Source organism: Martinezella lusitana, from assembly GCF_014207095.1.
Classification (GTDB): Bacteria; Pseudomonadota; Alphaproteobacteria; order Rhizobiales; family Rhizobiaceae; genus Rhizobium; species Rhizobium lusitanum_B.
Map to the genome: position 1 here is coordinate 1 of NZ_JACHBG010000054.1, position 2,791 is coordinate 2,791.

Here is a 2,791-nt window from a genome sequence, read left to right on the forward strand (position 1 = left end):
CAGTATCAAACTCAGACGAAACAAAGCAGGCAGAAACCCACAATACATGGCCGAAATCATCCGAGCATGACTGTTAACCCGGATTCAGCGCCGTGGCGTCGCTGGTGGCTCTATAAACATCAATGTCGAAATATGACATGGGCAAGAGACACTCGCTGGGTTCTGACACCATCGTACATTCAGGATGACAGTGAGCGCGACGAACAGCCCACTGCTTTCGGCGTTGACGGGATCGCAATAGCACTTTCTTTTAGAACTTCTGCTTTGCCCGCTTCGGCATAAAATAGGTTCGGATATTGACGAGTGCTTCGGCGACGGCAGCAGCATCCTGGTGGGTCGCTTTCCGTTTTGTCTCGCCGAGCTTGCGGATCGGCGCGATGATATCCCCAGTGACGGCATGACCTCGAAGGACAGGCTGCCAAAGCCTCGGCGCGTATCCTGTTCCGAGGAGAAAGCAGATGTCCCAATCGAATGGATCAAGGGTCTGATCATCGATCCTGGTGAACCTGGGCCGGTGGTCTTTCGGTCTCTCGGAAAGGCTTGCAGATATCCGATTATACTCCGCCACGATCGTCTGCACGGCCCGATGTTCGGTTGTTTCCATTGGCAGGTTCAGGGCATCCGGGCCGGTCAGTTCCGGGATCCATTGGCGTGGGTCGATGAACTTCGGGCCGATGATGAGGGCCGTAAGATAGCCATCGAGACTGCTCATTGACCAGATAGGCGATGGCGGACGACGTCTCCTGATAAAGGCTTCGAATGCGTCGTCATCGAGCTTCGGTCGCGGCGTCATCTCCTGGCTGTTCTGTGTCATGCCGCTTGTCGCTCCTGCTGTGTCATCGCTTCGCGCTCGGCGTTCCAGGCCCAAGGCAAAAGGCTCTCCATCTCGTTGGCTTTGACTTTGCCGGAGATGATGCGTTCCAGCACATCGGCAAGCCAGGCGTCGGGGTCCACGCCGTTAAGCTTTGCCGTGTTCACGAGCGATGCCAGGACCGCGAAGGTCTGGCCACCCCGCTCGTTGCCCACGAATAATGAGTTCTTTCTCGTCAGAGCCACGGATTTCATTGAACGCTCGACTACGTTGGAGTCCACCTCGATCCGGCCATCATCGAGGAAGGCTGTCAGGCCGCCCCAGTGGTTGAGCATGTAAGTGACTGCCTTGCCAAGTGCTGATTTCGACGACACCTCGTCGCTCAGTTCGGTGAGATGGACCTTCAGCTCCCTCATGATGGGAGCCGCCTCACGACGCCTGCCGCTAAGCCGGGTATCTTCATCTTCCCCTCGTAGTTTTGCTTCGATGCGATAGATTTCTGCAATCCTGGCAAGGATCGACAAGGCCTCCGAAGAGCCGGTCAGTTTGACGACATCAACGAACTTTCGCCGTGCATGGGCGAGGCAGAAGGCCAGCCGCATGGGGGCAACGTTGCTCTTGCCGCGTCGTTTGACCATGGTTTTATAGGCTTGGTATCCATCAACCTGAAGCACGCCGGCAAACGACGACAATTGCCCCTCGATCTCGCGCGCACTGCGGCTTTCGGCAAAGATATAAGCAACCGCCGGCGGCGCCGGACCATTCCAGGGGCGGTCGTCAACCGCTTGCGCCCATAACTGGCAGACCTTGGTTCGCTTGCGTCCTGGATCGAGGCGCGGAAGCGGCGTCTCGTCACAGAACACCCTCGGCTGCGAGCGGATGAAGGCGGTCAGCGCATCGTAGAGGAGCTCAAGCCACCAGGCGACACGCGTGACCCATGCCCCGAGCGTACCGCGATCAATGATGACGCCGCAGGAGGCCAGCATTTGCGCCTGTCTGTTGAGCGGGAGATGCCAGGCAAACTTCGAAACAGCGACATGCGCGGCAAACGCCGTGGTCACCATGCCACCGTCCATCACGCGTGCCGGTGCGGACGCCTGCACAACAACACTTTCGCAGGCCCGGCATGCATAGCGTGGCCGGATCGTCCGTTTCACCCGGACAACCGCAGGCACGATGTCGAGCGCCTCGCTGACATCAGTGCCGATGCAATGAAGTTCGAACGAACAGCAGGGGCAAGTCTTGCTCTCTGGTTCGATGACCTCGTCATACCGCGGAAGGTGCTTGGGCAAGCGGCCGATATTGCGCGCTGGCGATCGCCGTGCCTGCATTTTGTCTTCAATGACCGGCACGACATCGTCATTGGCAGCAACGGGAATGTCGCTTAGATCGCCAAGATCGAGCATTGCCTGCGTCGGATCGAGCACTGTCATCTTCTCCGATTTCGTCCCGAAGAGCTGGCGCTCAAGGAAGACCACGCGCGCCTTAAGGTCGGCATTCTCTTCGTTGAGCGAGAGAATGATCCGGGTCAATTGCGCAGTGTCCTGGGGCAAGGGATCGGGTCGAAGCGGCATGACGGACCCTACCACATGAGCCTGAATCTTCAAGCAAAACCAATAGGATCAACCAACTTTCAAGGGCCGCTTCACTGGGTTCTGCTTCACCCTTGTCCAGTCAATACCGGCAACCAAAAGTGAGAACTCTTCGCGCGTCATCTGCATGGCGCCATCGCGGATCGGTGGCCAAACGAACTTGCCTGCCTCCAACCACTTCGTCGCTAAAATCATGCCTGATCCGTCCCAGTAAATGCAACGAAGCCGATCAAGACGCTTGGCGCGGAACACGAACACGTCGCCGCAATAGGGTTATGTGGCGCGCCACATAACCCTTTTTATGCATCGGGTGAGATTTTGTGGCGGAGCCGTCATGGCGCCAGCCGGGGACTGCCAAATCTGGCATCTTCCGCCACATAATGTTTTA

The 2,791-nt window shown here is 57.5% G+C and carries 2 protein-coding genes and 1 pseudogene; all 3 read right to left on the bottom strand.

The window, feature by feature from the left end:
- Positions 1–250: 250 nt before the first annotated feature.
- Entirely contained in the window at positions 251–814 is a 564-nt protein-coding gene (locus tag GGD46_RS33490; protein WP_004128954.1) for a UPF0149 family protein, read from the bottom strand.
- Positions 811–2,385, bottom strand: coding sequence for an IS66 family transposase (tnpC, locus tag GGD46_RS33495; protein ID WP_004128951.1), 1,575 nt, complete (start codon positions 2,383–2,385; stop codon positions 811–813). The genes GGD46_RS33490 and tnpC overlap by 4 nt, the downstream gene beginning before the upstream one ends.
- A gap of 48 nt (positions 2,386–2,433) precedes the next feature.
- Positions 2,434–2,676 (bottom strand): annotated as a pseudogene (gene tnpB, locus GGD46_RS33500) (IS66 family insertion sequence element accessory protein TnpB); the annotation flags it as partial.
- Between the last annotated feature and the right edge of the window lie 115 nt (positions 2,677–2,791).

Bases quoted from the DNA above. Each gene is read 5' to 3' on its own strand.
- GGD46_RS33490 (WP_004128954.1), bottom strand. From the start codon at position 814: ATGACACAGAACAGCCAGGAGATGACGCCGCGACCGAAGCTCGATGAC.
- tnpC (WP_004128951.1), bottom strand. From the start codon at position 2,385: ATGCCGCTTCGACCCGATCCCTTGCCCCAGGACACTGCGCAATTGACC.